Annotated in this window: 15 protein-coding genes; 11 read left to right on the top strand and 4 right to left on the bottom strand. The window is 66.8% G+C overall.

Features of this window, described 5'->3' with window-relative positions; translation table 11 throughout:
- Positions 1-51 precede the first annotated feature (51 nt).
- The 3 genes from ACQEVO_RS19110 to ACQEVO_RS19100 are packed head-to-tail and all read right to left on the bottom strand — an operon-like array spanning position 52 to position 3,602.
- The gene (locus ACQEVO_RS19110; protein WP_432915111.1) at positions 52-1,176 is read right to left on the bottom strand and encodes a M24 family metallopeptidase; all 1,125 of its coding nucleotides are present in this window, start codon (positions 1,174-1,176) and stop codon (positions 52-54) included.
- On the bottom strand, positions 1,166-2,401 hold the full coding sequence (locus tag ACQEVO_RS19105; protein WP_432915110.1) for a M24 family metallopeptidase: 1,236 nt from the start codon (positions 2,399-2,401) through the stop codon (positions 1,166-1,168). The genes ACQEVO_RS19110 and ACQEVO_RS19105 overlap by 11 nt, the downstream gene beginning before the upstream one ends.
- Positions 2,402-2,432: 31 nt before the next feature.
- Positions 2,433-3,602, bottom strand: a complete 1,170-nt coding sequence (locus ACQEVO_RS19100) for an amidohydrolase family protein (protein ID WP_432915108.1) — start codon at positions 3,600-3,602, stop codon at positions 2,433-2,435.
- Between the two features lie 432 nt (positions 3,603-4,034).
- Between ACQEVO_RS19100 and ACQEVO_RS19095 the strand changes: the two genes are divergently transcribed.
- From ACQEVO_RS19095 to ACQEVO_RS19045, 11 genes are all read left to right on the top strand, one after another.
- Positions 4,035-4,637, top strand: coding sequence for a TetR/AcrR family transcriptional regulator (locus ACQEVO_RS19095; protein ID WP_432915106.1), 603 nt, complete (start codon positions 4,035-4,037; stop codon positions 4,635-4,637).
- Positions 4,637-5,143: a hypothetical protein gene (locus ACQEVO_RS19090; protein WP_432915104.1), complete on the top strand. Its 507-nt coding sequence runs from the start codon at positions 4,637-4,639 to the stop codon at positions 5,141-5,143. The genes ACQEVO_RS19095 and ACQEVO_RS19090 overlap by 1 nt, the downstream gene beginning before the upstream one ends.
- A 775-nt stretch (positions 5,144-5,918) precedes the next feature.
- Positions 5,919-6,713 (top strand): MlaE family ABC transporter permease, encoded by a 795-nt coding sequence (locus ACQEVO_RS19085; RefSeq protein ID WP_432915103.1) that lies wholly within the window; start codon positions 5,919-5,921, stop codon positions 6,711-6,713.
- A gap of 13 nt (positions 6,714-6,726) precedes the next feature.
- On the top strand, positions 6,727-7,584 hold the full coding sequence (locus tag ACQEVO_RS19080; RefSeq protein WP_432915101.1) for an MlaE family ABC transporter permease: 858 nt from the start codon (positions 6,727-6,729) through the stop codon (positions 7,582-7,584).
- A 2-nt stretch (positions 7,585-7,586) separates the two neighbouring features.
- A complete protein-coding gene (locus ACQEVO_RS19075; protein ID WP_432915100.1) occupies positions 7,587-8,870 on the top strand; it encodes an MCE family protein in 1,284 nt (427 codons plus the stop codon).
- Complete coding sequence (locus ACQEVO_RS19070) at positions 8,867-9,883, top strand: MCE family protein (protein ID WP_432915098.1); 1,017 nt, start codon at positions 8,867-8,869, stop codon at positions 9,881-9,883. Before ACQEVO_RS19075 ends, ACQEVO_RS19070 begins: the two co-directional genes overlap by 4 nt.
- A gap of 1 nt (position 9,884) precedes the next feature.
- A complete protein-coding gene (locus ACQEVO_RS19065) occupies positions 9,885-10,919 on the top strand; it encodes an MCE family protein (protein ID WP_432915096.1) in 1,035 nt (344 codons plus the stop codon).
- Positions 10,916-12,163, top strand: a complete 1,248-nt coding sequence (locus ACQEVO_RS19060; RefSeq protein WP_432915094.1) for an MCE family protein — start codon at positions 10,916-10,918, stop codon at positions 12,161-12,163. Before ACQEVO_RS19065 ends, ACQEVO_RS19060 begins: the two co-directional genes overlap by 4 nt.
- A 4-nt stretch (positions 12,164-12,167) precedes the next feature.
- Positions 12,168-13,439, top strand: a complete 1,272-nt coding sequence (locus tag ACQEVO_RS19055) for an MCE family protein (RefSeq protein WP_432915092.1) — start codon at positions 12,168-12,170, stop codon at positions 13,437-13,439.
- 2 nt (positions 13,440-13,441) lie between these two features.
- On the top strand, positions 13,442-14,905 hold the full coding sequence (locus ACQEVO_RS19050; protein ID WP_432922808.1) for an MCE family protein: 1,464 nt from the start codon (positions 13,442-13,444) through the stop codon (positions 14,903-14,905).
- Positions 14,906-14,945: 40 nt separating this feature from the next.
- Positions 14,946-15,398, top strand: a complete 453-nt coding sequence (locus ACQEVO_RS19045) for a hypothetical protein (RefSeq protein WP_432915090.1) — start codon at positions 14,946-14,948, stop codon at positions 15,396-15,398.
- Between the two features lie 64 nt (positions 15,399-15,462).
- Here the strand turns inward: ACQEVO_RS19045 and ACQEVO_RS19040 are convergent, their stop codons facing one another.
- The gene (locus ACQEVO_RS19040; RefSeq protein WP_432915088.1) at positions 15,463-16,638 is read right to left on the bottom strand and encodes an acyl-CoA dehydrogenase family protein; all 1,176 of its coding nucleotides are present in this window, start codon (positions 16,636-16,638) and stop codon (positions 15,463-15,465) included.
- Positions 16,639-16,691 lie beyond the last annotated feature (53 nt).

The following is a 16,691-nucleotide window of genomic DNA, read 5'->3' as shown; positions in this document are numbered from 1 at the left end:
GCGTCGCTCCTTTTTTGCCGGTTCGCGCGCCCGCGGCCGGTTTCCGGGTGGTCATCGAGGACTCCAGTGCGGGCTCGAGGTGAGCACCTGCGGGCCGTCGTCGCCGATGAGGACCGCGTCACGGCCGAATACGGCGCCCACGCCCTCGCCCCAGACATAACCGGTCACCGCGAGGACCATCCCGGGCTCGAGCTGCTCCGCGTCGGCGGTAGCGCGCAATGCCGGGGCCACGACCGGAGGGTCGAAACCCATGCCGAGCCCGCGGGCGACCGGCATCGCGGGCAGGGGTTCGCCCGCGTCGAGGTAGGCGTCGAGTAGTCCGGAAGCGGGCGCGCCTGCGCGACAGGCCTGTAACAGCCTCTCCCACAACTTGTTCCAGCGGCCGTACAGTTTCTCGACCGCCGGAGTGACCGGCCCGACCGGCCGGGTCCGGCCGACCTCTCCGATATAACCGTCGCCGAGCACACCGGAGGAGAACGCGACCAGATCCCCCTCCTGAACGCGGCGGTCCGCGGTGGCCCGCCGCCACGGATGGTCGCGCGCGGTCACCCACGCGGCGTCCTGGGTGGCGGGCGTGCTCACCCCACCGGCCGCGCACGCCTCGAGCAGGACCCCGGCCAGCGCCTGTTCGGTAACCCCGGGAGCCAGTTGCGCCACTGCCGCGGCGAGTCCCGCTTCGGCGACCCGCATCCCGGCCCGCATCGTCTCGATCTCCGCCGCGGTCTTGATCCGCCGCGCCGCCCGGAACGCGAGTTCACCGTCGACGATCTCGGCGTTGGGGAACGCGAGGGGCAGCAGCTGCGCGAACGCCGGGGACAGGGCGTCGGTGCCCACCCGGCGTGCCGTGGCCGCACCCTCGATATCGCGCAGGACCGCGATGAGATTGCGCGGATCCCACATGGTTTCGTACAGGTTCTCGTGCGGGATGTCCTCGGGAATACCTTCGTCCCAGGTGCTGTGCAGGTGGACCGCTCCGGTCTCCCGCATCAGCAACGCCACCGGCCCGAACGGCCGGGTACCGGCCACCCACAGCTGGGGCGCGCCGGACAGATAGCGGGCGTTTGCCTGCCGGCCGGCGATCAGTACATCGAGGTCATGGGCTTGCATCTGTGCCAGCACACGCTCGCGGCGCCCGGCCCGCAGCGCGCGATCGTCCGGCAGGATCTCAGTCGCCATAGGGGGCATAGGTGTAGTCGGTGAGAGGCATCCAGCCTCCGTCGGTTACCACCACGATCTCCTCACTGCGATAGCCGCCGGTGCCGTCCTCCCACACCACGGGTTCGAGGACCAGCACCATGCCGGGTCGGAGCACGAAATTGTCGTCGAATTCGGCGCCGAGATCGGTGCCGATCATCGGCATCTCCGCGGCGCTCACGCCGATTCCGTGCGAGATATAGAAATGCGGCAGCCAGGGGCGCTGCCCGCCGGCCGCCTCGGTCGCCGCGTGGGCGAGCTGGGACGCGGTCGCACCGGGGCGGATCTGCGCCAGTACCGCCTGCAGGATATGGCGCCACTGCTGGTACTGGGCCTGCTGGCGCGGGCTCGGATCCTGCCCGACGATCCAGGTGCGGCCGAAATCCGAGCAGTAGCCGTTGTAGGTGATGCTGACGTCGGTCCACAGCACATCGCCGGCCTTCAGCTCACGTTCGGTGGTGAGCAGTGGCAGAGCGAGATCACCGTGCGTCGTCCACACGCCGTCGGCCTTACTGTCCGGCATCACCTGCCAGATGGCGTCGAGCATGGTCGCCGTGGCACCGAGTTCGAACGCGCGCCGCACGAAACCCGCGGACAGGTCGATCTGGCGCACTCCGGGTGCGAGCGAGGCCTGTACGTCGACGATGGCCTCCTCGGTGATCCGGCAGGCCTTGCGGATACAGGACAGTTCGTCGGGTGTTTTGATCAATTTGGCGGGCCCGATCACCGTGGCCGCGTCCACGGGCTGGGCGCCGGGGAAGAGCCGGTCCCGCGCGCGCAGCATGGCGCCGGTGAACTCGTCCACCGCGACCGTGGAACCCGGCCGCACCAGCTCGGCCAGCCGGCGGCGGAAATCCTCGACGCCCTCGTCGAATTCGAGATACACCGGCGGATGCAGATGGTCGGCGGGCAGTTCGGCTTCGGCCGCCGCGCCGGCCCGGAACGGCAGGAACAGATGCGGCCATTCGTCGTCGGCGGTCACCACCGCGACCGGCCGTTCGACATGGGCCAGTCCGGCATCGCCGAGCGGCCAGTTCGCGCCGGTCGCGTACACGACATTGTTGTTCAGCAGCAGGATCGCCGCGTCCACACCGCGTTCGGCCATGGCCGAACGCAGCCGGGCCCCGGTCTCCCGGCGCATGCGGGCGCGGTCGGGGAGGTCGGGTATTTCGATCGCCGCGGTGGTCGCGGCGGGGAATGCGGTCATTGCACGTGGTCCCTCTCGGCGTGGCTCGGTCCTAGACGCCCAGGAATTGCTTGATGTTGCCGCTGACGACGTGGGCCGCCTGCTCGGGGCCGAGCGCGTCGACGACCGTGGCCAGGGACTTCTCCGAGTAGCCGAAGGTGCTTTCGTTGTGCGGGTAGTCCGAGGACCACATCACCCGGTCCACGCCGATCCGGTCGATGATGGCCAGGCCCAGCGGGTCGACCATGAAGGAGGCCCGCATATGGTTGTCCCAGTAGTGGCGGACCTCGTGGTCGAGCGGGCGGTTGTACATATGCCGGTAGGACGCGTGCATATGTTCGGCGTCCTGCAGGGCCGAGGCGACCCAGTTGATCCCGCCCTCGAACCAGCCGATCTGCAACCCGGGATGCCGGTCGATGATGCCGCTGAAGATATACTTGGAGAACAGCTCTCGGAACGGGGCGACATTGTGCATCATTCCGACCACCACGCTGTTCACCTCGCACGGGGCCGATAGCGGGGATTCGCCGATATGGTGCGAAACCGGCACACCGGATTCCTCGATCGCGTCCCAGACACCGATCATCGAGGTGCTGCCGTAATCGATGACGTTGCCGTCGTCGTCCTTGCCGGCCGACAGGGGCAACAGAAAAGTCTTGAGCCCCAAGGATTTCAGTTCGGCGAGTGTGCGGCGCGCACCGTCGGCGTCCCACCAGTTGATCAGCCCGACACCGTAGAGCGTGCCGCCGGAACGCTCCTGCACCTCGGCGATGTACTCGTTGTAGATGCGGAAGCAGCGTTCGCGGACGGCCTTGTCGGGGTAGAACAGCAGGGCCAGCAGCGAATTGGGGAAAGCCAGCTCCTTGTCGATTCCGTCGGCGCGCAGATCCGCGACCCGGGCCTCGAGGTTGGTGCTACCGGACCCGTCCAGGGGGTCGTACTGCATCAGCACACGGCTGAAATCGCCGGGCAGGAACGACTTTCCCTTACGCCCGATCTGGTACGCGCCCTCCTCGTACCACACCCGCGGTGCCTTGTCCCGCAGCTCCTCGGGGAAACGTTCGTAGAAGATATCGTCCGCGAGCGAGATGTGGTTGTCGGCGGAGAACACCTCGGTGCCGGCCGGTAGTCCGAGGGTGCCCTCGGCGTGGCCCCGGCGATCCTTCGGCGGGCCGAACCCCTGCGGGGGATAGAGCGGCGCACTGCTGGGCGAAGTCGGCATCGTGACCCTCCAATGGATCGTTTGATTCGCGAATTTGCCGTCGGCGGTCGCCGTCCCTCGGCGGCCGACCGCCGCATTCGCGTTATGTCGAACCGCTATGACCTACCGCCCACCTCTCCGGTGGAGCAGGCGGCCGGGAGCCGGTGGGTAGCCCGCCAAGCTGAAAACGACATTATCACAATAGGAGAGCGGCGTTCTACGGGTGCGGCGTGATTCGGCTGTTCCGCCGCGGTTGACGCAGCGAGAATGCTATTTTCAACTGGGTTCCCGGCCGTATCGGGAACGGGTTCGGGAGGGCTGATTCGCGGCCTCCACCACCCCGGAGCCGCACGTGAAGCCCCATTGCTGGAGCAACTTCTCTGTAACCCTTGTCACAGGATCGAAACCAACCTACTGTGTGTTCACTAGGTTTGTTAGATCGGGGTTCGGACCATGACAGCTCCTCGTCCCTATGCCTCACTCCTTGCCAAGGGGGAGGACCGCAGGCAGCGTATTCTCGCCGTGGCGCAGCGCCTGCTCACCCGTAACGGATGGCGTAGTACGACACTGGCGCAGATCGCCGGCGAGGCAGGCGTGACGTCCGCGGGGCTGTTGCATCACTTCTCCTCGAAAGAACAGCTTCTACATGCTGTCCTGGACGCCCGCGATGCCGAAGACCTGAGGGACGCGGATATCAGCGGCGATCTCATCGTCGAGATCCGCAAGGTCGTCACCAGGATGGAACGTTCTCCGGAATTGGTCGGCACCTTCGTCGTCCTGCTCGTGGAGAACCTCACGCCCGAGGCGCCACTACACGATCGGATGCTCGATCGCTGGCGCACGGCCGTCGAAATCGTCACCCAGGCGATTCGGCGGGGCCAGGACAGCGGCCGGTACCGGCGCGATATCGATCCGCGGATGCGCGCGGTCGAGATCGTCGCCTTCTTGAACGGAATGGAGATCTCGTGGCTGCTCGATCGTTCGATCCCGCTGGCCGACGTATTCAACGGTTACACCGAGTCGCTGGCCCGCGACTTGACGGCGAAGGAGATGTGATGAGGTACCGGCTCGATGTGGTGGCGGCGACCGTGGCCGACGCGGTCCAATTCGCCGGCGGGTGGTTGTTCGACCGCTCGGTGGCCGGATGGGAGGTGACGGTCCTGCTCGCGCAGCCGGCCGATATCCGCCCGTTGAAGATCCTCGGCGCCGAGGTGCGCGAGCTCGATTCCGTGCTGGCGACCGAGGTTCCGGGCCGGCTGCCCCAGGCGCTGGCGGTGAACGCCGATGTCTGTAGTCGGGACGGCCGGGCCCGTAAAGGTGTGTTGCGTGCGCTCGAGCACCGCGGGATCGAGGTCGTCGTCTGGGGTGAGGGCTGGCCGGCCGGGCAGGATCACGGTGTCGATCCGGTCCTGCACCGCCTGAGTTACGCCGCTCGCGCGTTCAAGGCTCAAGCCCTGGTGGCGGCCGGTCTGCCGGCCGCGGCGGTCACGCCGAGCGAGATATTCCGCAGCGGTGCAACGGAGTATGTGCCGGTCTGTGCGGACCTCGTTCCGGCGGTCTGACGCGCGAAGAGTGGGGAGCCACGAGGGGTTGCGCATGCACGGGGAGGGGACGCTCCGAGGGGTATGAGGTGAACGGCCGGCCGGGTCGGTCGGTGATGGGCTGACCCGGACACTGGCGCCGGGAACCGCGTATCGGGCGGTTTCCGGGGGTGGAAGTGCCATCGACAGCCTTTGTTTTACGGTGTTGCCGAGGGGTTATACGCGGATTTATCCGATGAATTACTTGCCGGGGGTGGTCGCATTTGTGCGAATTCGAAACAGCGGCCCGGTCTCGGGCAAATTTGAAACGTTGATTTTCACGATTCTTCCGGGTCGGTTGCGGCGTGATCCGCCGCCTCGGTGGCTCTTCGCTGGGGTTATCATGCCTGCTCGGGGGCTTTTCGGCGGTTGGCCGCCGGTTTGTCCCGGCTCTTCCTGGGGTTTCCCGGAAACTTGCCCGCAAGTATTGTGTTCTCGCATACCGGATGTCATCCTATTGGAAATTGAGAATGACATTTCCGTACCGAGATAAGTGACAGCAGCGCCGGCTGGGACGGTACAGCCATCGGACAGTCCGCCGAAGCCGTAGGCCGGAGCTGCCCCGTCATACCGCGGCTCGATTCGTGAGCCGCCCCCGTCTCGGTGGGTTCCCGTGCCGGTGAATCCCATCGAGACGTCGATCGTTCGACAGGAGCACTTCGATGCCGAAATCCTCCTTGCCCGGGCGTGCTCCCGGCCTTCCCGGGCAGCGCCCGATCGGCACGGCGGCCCTCGAGCCATGTACGCCGAGGTGGTTATGACCACCCGCACCCCGTATCTGATCCGGCTCAGAGACCGGGTCGAGGGACCACTGCAGACCGTCGGCGGCCTGTTCGCGATGACCGCCGACGCGGTGAAATTCGCCTTCCGCCGCCCCTTCCAGACCCGCGAATTCCTGGAACAGTCCTGGTTCATCGTGCGGGTATCGCTGGTACCCACCCTGCTGGTGGCGATTCCGTTCACCGTTCTGGTGAGCTTCACGCTCAACATCCTGCTGCGCGAACTCGGTGCCGCCGATCTCTCCGGGGCCGGCGCGGCATTCGGCGCCGTGACCCAGGTCGGGCCGATGGTCACGGTGCTGATCGTCGCCGGTTCCGGCGCCACCGCGATGTGCGCCGATCTGGGGTCGCGGACCATCCGCGAAGAGATCGCGGCCATGGAGGTACTCGGGATCGACCCGGTGCAGCGGCTGGTCACCCCGCGCATGCTGGCCTCCGGGCTGGTCGCGCTGCTGCTGAACAATCTGGTCTGCATCATCGGCGTGCTCGGTGGCTATGTGTTCTCCGTCTACGTGCAGGACGTCAATCCGGGCGCGTTCGTCGCCGGGATCACCCTGCTCACCGGGATCAACGAGGTGATCATCTCCTCGGTGAAAGCGCTGCTGTTCGGACTCGTCGCCGGAATAGTCGCCTGCTACCGCGGGCTGATCGTCACCGGCGGTGCGAAAGCGGTGGGTAACGCGGTCAACGAGACCGTCGTCTATGCGTTCATGTCGCTGTTCGTCATCAATGTGATGGTCACGGCGATCGGCATCCAGTTGACAACCGGGTGAGGGGAGGAATCCGATGACAGCCTCCGAGGTTCTCGCCACGCGGTATCCGGCGGTGATCCGCCGGCTGCGTAAACCGGTGGACGTACTCGGCCGGGTCGGCGATCACGCGATCTTCTATGTGAAGGCGCTGGCATTCGCGCCGATGGCGGCCTGGCGCTACAAACGCGAGACGATCCGGCTGATCGCGGAGATCAGTATGGGTGCGGGCACTTTGGCCGCGTTCGGCGGAACGGTGGTGATCGTCAGCTTCCTGACGCTGGCCACCGGCGGCACCCTCGCGGTTCAGGGCTACAGCTCACTCGGTGATATCGGGATCGAGGCGCTGACCGGATTCCTGTCGGCGTTCATCAATGTCCGGATCTCCGCACCGGTGGTGGCGGGTATCGGCCTGGCGGCCACGTTCGGTGCCGGTGTCACCGCCCAACTGGGTGCCATGCGGATCAACGAGGAGATCGACGCATTGGAATCCATTGCGATCGAGCCGATCTCCTACCTGGTCGGCACCCGGATCATGGCCGGGATGATCGCGATCACCCCGCTGTACGCCATCGCGGTGATCGCCTCCTTCCTCGCCAGCCGGTTCACCACGGTGGTGATCCTGGGCCAGTCCTCCGGTCTCTACGACCACTATTTCGCCACCTTCCTGAACCCGATCGACCTGCTCTGGTCGTTCCTGCAGGCAATACTCATGGCGATCACGATCCTGCTGATACACACCTATTTCGGGTTCTTCGCCGCGGGCGGCCCGTCCGGTGTGGGTACGGCCGTGGGCAATGCCGTGCGGACCTCGCTCATCGCGGTGGTCTCGGTGACACTGCTGGTCTCGCTGGCCGTGTACGGGTCCAACGGAAACTTCGAGCTGTCGGGGTAGGGATGGCGCTGGTAGGAAACGATACGCAGAACCGGTGGGCCGTGGCCCCGCCGCCGGACGGGCGACCGGAGGCGGCGGCCACGGACCGGCGCCGGCGCACGCGCGACCGGTTGCGGGCGCTGGCCGCCGTGGGCCGGCCGGCCGCGGGACTCGCCGCGCTCGCGGCAGGTACCGCGATCGTGGTGCTTGCGGTGACCCTGTTCCAAGGCGGGTTCGCCGATACCGTCGCGGTGACCGTGCACGCGCCGCGCGCCGGTCTGGTGATGTACCCCGATGCCGAGGTGAAACTGCGCGGGGTGACCGTCGGCGCGGTGGATTCCATTGTCGAACGGGCGGACGGCACCGCGGAGATCGAACTGGCCATCGACCGCGGCAATCTCACCCGGATACCCGGCGACGTCACCGTGGATATCGCTTCCACCACAGTGTTCGGCGCGAAGTACATCCAGTTGGTGCCGCCGGCGCAGCCGTCGGCCGGCCACCTCGAACCGGGCCAGGTATTCGACGCCGGCAGCGTGACGGTCGAGATCAATACGGTGTTCGAACAGCTCACCCAGGTACTGGGGCAGATCCAGCCGGAGAAGCTGAACGAAACCCTGGGCGCCCTGGCCGATGCGATGCGCGGACGCGGTGACCGGGTGGGCCAGATGATGGTCGACCTGGAATCGTTCCTCGCGAAGGTCGAACCGGGACTGCCCGCATTGCGCGCCGATCTCGCCATGGCCCCGCAGGTCACCGGCGCCTACGCGGATGCCGCACCGGCCCTGATGGAAACGGCCGGTAACGCGACCCGGATCGGCCGGACCATCGTGGAGGAACAGCAACAACTCGATGTGCTGCTGATGAGCCTCATCGGGCTCGCCGATACCGGGAACCGGGTGGTCGGGGAGAGCGGGCCCGGCCTGGTGAGCGCCATGGACACCCTCGTACCCACGCTCGATCTCACCAACCGCTACCACACCGCACTGACCTGTGCCCTGGACGGACTCGGCTACCTGTCCACGGTGACACCGGTGCAGGTGCCCGGTATCGGATTGTCGGCGAACTTCCTGTGGGGCGTCGAGCCGTATCGCTATCCGGAGCATCTGCCGAAGGTGGCGGCTTCGGGCGGACCGCAGTGTTCGATGCTGCCGGTGGCGTACGAGGATTTCCCGCCGTTCGTGGTCGCCGATGTGGGAGCCAACCCGCACGCGGGTCCGTTCCGGCCGAACCTGACGCTGAACACCACCTCACTGGCCGAGGCGCTCTTCGGGCCCGCCGCCGCGGGGAAGGGAGCACCGCGATGAGCAATCGCAATACTCCGCTGCTGAAATTCGGGATCTTCGCCGCGGTGATGGTGGTGCTCTCGGCCTGCTTGATCATCGTGTTCGGCGAGTACCGCAGCGGTTCGACCACCGAGTACTCGGCGGTCTTCGCCGATTCGTCCGGGCTGCGCACGGGAGATACGGTGCGGGTCGCGGGGGTCGTGGTGGGTTCGGTGCGCGGGATCGCGCTGCAGGACGATCACCGGGTGCGGGTGGAATTCGACGCCGACCGCTCGCTGGCGCTCACCACCGGCACCGAGGTCGCGGTGCGCTACCTGAATCTCGTCGGCGACCGCTATCTGGAGATCACCGACCGTCCGGGTAACGCACTGCCGGCCGGTGGGCAGTTGCCGATCGAGAACACCACCGGCGCGCTGGATCTGGATCTGCTGCTGGGTGGTCTCAAACCGGTGATCCAGGGTTTGAACGCCCGTGATGTGAACGCCCTGACCTGGTCGCTGCTGGAAATCGTGCAGGGTAAGGAGGGCACTGTGAATTCGCTGCTCGGCCGCACCGCCTCCTTCTCCGCCGCGCTGGCCGACAACAACGAGATCGTCGAACAGCTGATCGACAACCTGAACACGGTGATGACCACGCTGGCGAACGAGGGCGGGCAGTTCTCCGGCCTGGTGGACCGGCTCGAACAACTCATCACCCAGCTCCACAACGAACGCGACCCCATCGCGGCCGCGATCGATTCGCTGGAAGCCGGTACGGCCACCGTCGCCGATCTGCTCACCCAGGGCAGGCCCGGCCTGGCCGGCACGATCGACCAGGTCAATCAGCTGGCCGCGAATATCGACGGCGACAAGGACACTCTCGATACCGCCCTGCAGAAAGCCCCGGAGAATTTCCGGAAACTCGTGCGCACCGGGGCCTACGGCAATTTCATCCAGTACTACCTGTGCGATTTGACGATCCGGGTCAACGACCTCTCCGGGCAGGTCGTGGAGATACCGGCCGCCGTACAGACCGACGGAAGGTGCGCTCCCTGAGATGTTTCGATACCGCGGAAGACATCTACTGCGGCACGGCCTGGTCGGGATCGTGCTCATCCTCTGCGTCATCTCGCTGGGCCTGCAATCGCAGCAGGTGATCGCCTGGGGCACGACCGTCCGGTACCAGGCGGTGTTCGAGGAGGCCGGCGGACTGGAGGCCGGTGACGAGGTGATGGTCTCGGGTTTCAAGGTCGGGACGGTCACCGAGGTGAGCCTGGAACGGGGGCAGGCACTGGTCGTCTTCACCGTCGGCGACCGGGTCACGCTGGGCGCCTCGAGTACCGCGCAGATCAAAACCGGTTCGCTGCTGGGCAAACGGATCATGACCGTGGTCTCGCACGGTGACGAGCCGCTGCGTCCGCTGGATACCATTCCGGCCGAACGCACATCGTCGCCGTATTCACTGACCGACGCACTCGGCGACCTCACCGCCACCAGTGCCGCCATGGACACCGACGCGCTGAACAGTTCGCTGGATCTGCTGTCGTCCACGCTGGATTCGATCGCTCCCCAGCTGGGGCCCGCGTTCGACGGCCTGTCGGAACTGTCGAAGTCCATCAACAGCCGTAATACCGCGCTCGGCGATCTGCTCACCGCGACCCAGGAGGTCACCGGTATCCTCGCCGACCGCAGCGGACAGTTGAACACCATGCTGCTCAATGCGAACACGCTGGTCGGGGTGCTCGACGAGCGCCGGCAGGCGATCGCCACCCTGCTGGCCAACACGGCGGCCGTCGCCGACCAGCTCACCCAGCTGGTCGCCGACAACGAGGCCGAACTCGGGCCCGCGCTGGACCGGCTGAACTCGGTCACCGAACTGCTGCAACGTAACCGGGACAATATCGCCAAGGCGATCCCCGGCCTGGCGAAAGCCTCGCTCACCCAAGGTGAAGCGGTGTCGGGCGGGCCCTTCTACAACGCCTACGTCGCCAACCTGATTCCGGCCCAATGGATCCGGCCGTTCGTCGACGCTGCGTTCGGCGGCTCGGTTCCGCAACCACAACCCGTACCGCAACCGGGGGCGCCACGATGAACCGGACACTGATCATCCGTGTGGCGGCGGGCGCCCTGGCGGTGGCCGTCGTGGTCGCGGCGTTCGTGGTGGTGAACCGCGCGCTGTTCGCGCCGGCCACCGTGCGCGCGATCTTCACCACCGCCACCGCGATCTACCCCGGCGACGATGTGCGGGTATCCGGGGTGAAGGTCGGTACCATCGCCGCCATCGAACCCCGCGGCGCCACCGTGGAGATGACGATGCACATCGACCGCGAGGTGGATATCCCGGCCGATGCCGGTGCGGTGATCGTCGCCCAGAGCCTGGTCGACTCCCGCTACGTCCAGCTCACCCCCGCCTACCGCGGGGAAGGTCCGACCATGGCCGACGATACGGTGATCCCGCTGGAGCGCACCGCGATCCCGGTCGAATGGGATCAGATCAAAACGCAGCTCACCCGGCTGGCCACCGAACTCGGGCCAGACGGGGACCAGGCCTCCGGGCCGGCGGGGCGGTTCATCGACAGCGCGGCGAATGCCCTTGCCGGTAACGGTGACAAACTGCGGCAGGTGCTGTCGGAGCTGTCCGGGGTCGGGCGGATCCTGGCCGACGGTAGTGGCGATATCGCCGCCACCATCACCAACCTGCAGACCTTTGTCACCGCGTTGCGTGACAGCAATGTGCAGATCGTGCAGTTCCAGAACCGGCTGGCGACCCTGACCAGTGTGCTGTCCGACAGCCGCTCCGATCTCGACGCAGCCCTGACCAATCTGTCCATCGCGGTGGGCGAGGTGCAGCGGTTCGTCGCGGAGAACCGGGACAAGGCCGGTGAGCAGGTGGGCCGGCTGGCCGACGTCACCCAGAATCTGGTGGACAACCGCGGCGAGCTCGAGGAGTTGCTGCATATCTTCCCCACCAGCCTGGCCAACTTCTACAACATCTACAACCCCGACACCGGTACCGAGGCAGGGGTTTTCGTGCTGAACAACTTCTCCAATCCGATCGAATTCGTCTGCGGCGGCATCGCCAGCGTGGAGAACATCGGGGCCGAAGAGGCGGCGCGTAAATGCCGTGACTACCTCGGCCCGGTGCTCGGGTTGCTCAACTTCAACTACCTGCCGGTGCCGGTGAACCCGGCCCTGGGACCCTCGGCGAACCCGGACAACCTCATCTACAGCGAACCCCATCTGGTCCCGCAGGCGGTGAACCCGGCCGCGCCGGCACCACCACCGGCACCACCGGCGCCGAACCTGGCCGACATCCTCTTCCCCGGTGGGCGGTGAGCATATGACGAAACCGGGTAAAGGCAGGAGAATTCGCGATGCGGTGCTCGGCTGCGCGTGTGTCGCGCTGACCGCTACCGGCTGCAACTGGGACGGTGTCAACTCACTGCCGTTGCCGGGCGCCACCGGCCGCGGCGCCGATGCCACCGTGCTGTACGTGGAAATGGCCGACGTCGGCACGCTGACACCGAATTCGCCGGTCCTGATCGACGACGTGGTGGTCGGCAGCATCGGCGATATCACGGTGGAGAACTGGCACGCGCTGGTGGAGGTATCCATCCAGCCCGGCCAGGTGGTGCCGGCGAACGCGCAGGCCAGGGTCGGGCAGACGAGTCTGCTGGGGTCGATGCATCTGGCGCTCAACCCGCCACCCGGCCAGGCGCCGCAGGGGCAACTCGCCCCGGGAGCACGAATCGAACTGGACGAGACCAGCACGTACCCGTCCACCGAACAGACGCTGGCCTCGCTCTCGGTGGTGGTCAACGGCGGTGGCCTGGGGCAGATCGGCGATATCGTCGGTAGCCTCAGCGCCGCGTTCGAAGGCCGGGAGACGAATGTGCGAGCACTCCTGGACCGTCTCGACGTCTTCCTCGGAACCCTCGACGCCCAGCGCGCCGATATCGTCGCCACCATCGACAACCTGAACCGTCTCGGCGGCACCTTCGCCGCGCAGCGTGATGTGCTCACCGAGGCGCTGCAGCGAATTCCCCCCGCACTGGATGTGCTGATCGCCGAGCGCCCGGATCTGGTCACCGCACTGGACCGGCTGCGCACCTTCAGCGACACCACCAACGGTGTCCTGACGGCGGTGCACGACGATCTGCTCACCAATCTGCGCAACCTCGAACCGACCTTGAAGGCGCTGGCCGACGTGGGTCCGGATATCAACTCGGCGATCCAGTTCGCGACCGTGTTCCCGTACGGGCAGTACCTGGTCGACAACGGGGTGCGCGGCGATTTCATCAACCTGTTCGCCACCGTCGACCTCACCATTCCCCGATTGCGGCGCGAACTGTTGCTGGGCACCCCGTGGGGCGATCCGACCGCCGTCATCCAGGCCGCCGTCGGCGATCCGGGGTATGCCGAGCAGACCAAGAACCCGCTCGGGTTCGGCGTGACGCCGCCCCCGGCCGCGGCGCCCGCACCTGCTCCCGAACAACCTCCGGCCCCGGCCCCCGCGCCGCCGCCGGCGCCCGCCCCCGCGCCGGTGCCCGGCCTGCCGTTCCCGCTGCCGGAGATCCAGCTTCCTCAGATACCCGGGATTGGAGGCGGCTGATGCTGCTGTCCCGTTTCGTCAAAGCCCAGCTGATCATCTTCAGTGTGCTCTCGGTGATCGGGCTGGTGGTGATGTCGGTGGTGTACATGCGGCTGCCGACGCTCGCCGGTATCGGCACCATCGGAGTGACGGTGGAACTCCCGGAAGCCGGCGGGCTGTACCGGTTCGGCAATGTCACCTACCGCGGGATCCGGGTCGGCAAGGTCACCTCGGTGGAACTCAGCGGCGACGGTGTGCGGGCGCGGCTGGCCATCGACGGCTCGTACCGGATTCCGGCCGACCTCACCGCGGAGGTACGCAGTGTGTCCGCGGTGGGTGAACAATACGTGGACCTGCTGCCGCGCACCGATTCCCCGCCGTACCTGTACGACGGGGCCACCATCGAACGCCGGGACACCGCTGTACCGCAACCCGTGGGCCCGATGCTCGACAAACTCAGCGCCCTGGTGGACACCATTCCCAAAGACGATCTGCGCCGGCTGCTCGACGAGATGTTCGCCGGGGTCAACGGGGCGGGTTACGACCTCGATTCGCTGCTCACCTCGGCCGAGAAACTGACCGCGGAGATGAACGGGGCCGGCGATGCCACCCGCACCCTGGTCCAGGATGCGCAACCGCTACTGGACTCACAGGTGCAGACGGCCGACGCGATCCGTATCTGGACCCGGGCCACCGCGGACGTGACGGGTCAGCTCGTCGCGAACGATCCGCAGATCCGCCAGGTCCTGCATTCGGGTCCGGGCTTCGCCGACGAGGTGGCCGGACTGCTGGATTCGGTGGACCTGACCCTGCCGGTGCTGCTGTCGAACCTGACCTCGGTCGGTCAGCTCGCGGTCACCTACAACGCGGGCCTCGAACAGCTGCTGGTCCTGCTCCCGCCGGTGGTATCGCTGGTCCAGGCCGTCCAGCCGACCAAGAACGCCTCCGGCCTGGGTATCGGTGACTTCCGCGTCAGCGGGGTGTCCGATCCGCCCGCCTGCACGCTCGGTTTCCTGCCGCCCTCGGAATGGCGGTCCCCACAGGACACCACCACCATCGACACCCCCGACAACCTGTATTGCAAACTGCCGCAGGATCATCCGGTCGCAGTGCGCGGCGCGCGCAATATCCCGTGCGCCAACAACCCCGCCAAACGTGCCCCCACGGCGGCCCTCTGCAACAGCGATCAGGAATTCGTGCCGGTCGCGCCGGAGCAACCGGTGCTCGGCCCCTACCCGCGCGACCCCGAGCTGGAAGGTCAGGGAATTCCGCCGGATTCGCGGTTCGCCCCGCCCCCCGGCAACACACCCCCGGGGAACGCTCCGGCAGCCGCGACCGAGCCCGCGCCGTCTGCCGCGCCCGCGGTCGCCTACGCCCAGTACGACCCGAACACCGGCGAATACCTGGCCCCGGACGGACAGCTCTACCGGCAGACCGATCTGGTGGCCGACAGCCACGGCAGCTGGGAGGAAATGCTGCCGCATTGATGCGGTCGCGAATGCCGTGGGCGGATGGGAGAATTCGCCGATGATCACGGATCCGACGCTCCTACGCATCGGCGAGGCCGCGCAGCTCAATCACGGTGGACAGCGGGAGGAAGCACGTCTGATGCTCGCCGCGCTATGGGACGAGATCGGCGGCGAGGACGGTGACGCGCTCCACCGCTGCACGCTCGCGCACACCATGGCCGACGCGCAGGACGATGTCGGTGCGGAGCTGGTCTGGGACCAGCGAGCCTTGGCGGCTGTTGCCCTGGTGACCGATGCGCAACTGACGCAGGCCGGGGTGGCCATGTCTGCGGTAGCTCTGTATCCGTCGCTGCATTTGAACCTGAGCGACTGCTACCGCAAGCTCGGTGATCTCGTCCGGGCCCGGGAGCATCTGGCTCATGCGCAGGCCACCATAGGCGCACTGGGCGACGACGACTACGGACGGCTGATCAAGGACGGCCTGGAGCGGCTGACCGAACAGCTGCGATAGCCCTCGCGGCGCGGCCGGGTACGAGAGGCGGGCTTATCGTGCGGGCCCGGCCGCGCCGGGTGGCTCAGCTGCGGGGCAGGCCGAGGACGCGCTGGGCGATGATATTGCGCTGGATTTCGGAGGTGCCGCCGGCGATGGTGCCGGAGAAACTGCGCAGATACCGTTCGAACCAGCTCGGTGCGTGATCTTCGAGGTTGAGCAGGCTGTGCCGTGAGGTCACCGCGGGATGTTCGAGACCCTCGGCGCCGGCCGCGTCGAGGGCGGCTTCCAGACCGCGCTGCACGCTTTCCGAGCCCAGCAGTTTCAGCACCGAGAGCGCCGCCACATCCGCTTCGCCGCGCGCTTCCCGGGCCAGGGCTGTCGAACCCAGTAGTTCGAGGGCCTGCAGGTCCATGACGACGGTGGCGAAACGGTCGATATCGAGATCGGTGCGCGGCCGGAAATCCTGGACCAGCATGCGCAGGCGCTGCGCGAAACTCATCCACAGCAGGGTGCGTTCGTGGCCGAGTGAGCCCGTGGCCACCGTCCAGCCCTGATTCAGTTCACCGACCAGATTTTCTACCGGTACCCGGGCGTCTTCGAAGAACACCTCGTTGAAATCGAGATCGTCACCGGCGCAGGCCGAGGCGAACGGGCGGCGGCGCACTCCGGGGGTATCCGTGGGGATCAGTAGTACGGAGATGCCTTTGTGTTTCGGAGCGTCCGGATCGGTGCGGACGAAGGTGAGGATGACATCGGAATCGTGCGCACCCGAGGTCCACACCTTCTGGCCGTTGACGACGAAATGGTCGCCGTCGAGGGCGGCGCGGGTGCGCAGGCCGGCCAGGTCGGAACCGGCGCCGGGCTCACTCATCCCGAGCGCCGCGGGCATTTCGCCGCGCAGGATCGGTACCGCCCAGCGCTGCTGCTGTTCGGGGGTGCCGAAGGTGATCAGCGAGGCGGCGATGATGCCCTGACCCTGCGGGTTACAGCTCTCGTAGATCTTGCGGCGGCCCAATTCCTCCCGGTGCACGTATTGCTGCAGGACGGTCGCGTTGCGGCCGCCGAACTCGGGCGGATATCCGGGGACCAGCCAGCCGTGGTCGAACTGGGTGCTCTGCCAGGCGCGGGACCATTCGGGCACATGCGAACTCGACCGCGGACGCTCGGTGGCAATCGCCTCGGGCGGCAGATGCTCGTCGAGGAACGCGATGAACTCGGCGCGGAACCGCTCCACGTCCTCGTCGAAAGTCAGCTGCACTGGGTACCTCCTTTGGCCGAATATGAGAATATCATTCTCTCATCGGGATATTC

It is taken from the genome of Nocardia sp. CA-290969 (genome assembly GCF_050936135.1).
GTDB lineage: Bacteria > Actinomycetota > Actinomycetes > Mycobacteriales > Mycobacteriaceae > Nocardia.
This window is presented reverse-complemented; position numbering and strand designations above follow the sequence as displayed.